This is a genomic window from Aquitalea sp. S1-19, from assembly GCF_024343515.1.
In genome coordinates this window covers 1-423 of the sequence record NZ_RJTZ01000367.1, presented here as the reverse complement: position 1 = coordinate 423, position 423 = coordinate 1, and the positions used below count along the sequence as shown (strand labels likewise).

The following is a 423-nucleotide window of genomic DNA, read 5'->3' as shown; positions in this document are numbered from 1 at the left end:
TGCAGGATATCGGCTTCGGTCTGCGGATCGGCCGGTGCCGTCAGCGCAATACGCGGCACAGCAGGAAAACGCTGGGCCAGCACGCCCAGTTGCTGATATTCGGGGCGGAAGTCATGCCCCCACTGGCTGACACAATGCGCCTCATCAATGGCAAACAGCGAAATATCCAACCCGGCCATAAATTCGAGAAAACGCGGGGTCAGCATGCGCTCGGGCGCCACATAAAGCAGCTTGAGCGCACCCGAGCGCGCATCCAGGGCGATGCGCCGTTGCGCCTCCGGCTCGGTTGCCGAGTTAAGACAGGCGGCAGCAATACCCTGCTCGGTCAAAGCGGCCACCTGATCCTGCATCAAGGCAATCAGCGGCGACACCACGATAGCCAGGCCATCGCGCATCAGTGCCGGGATCTGGAAACACAGACTC

General features: G+C 61.5%; 1 protein-coding gene. It reads right to left on the bottom strand.

Translation table 11 applies throughout. The features are described from left to right. Window positions 1-423: DEAD/DEAH box helicase (locus tag EGI20_RS19085; protein ID WP_498633280.1), on the bottom strand; the 423-nt coding region annotated here is incomplete at both ends.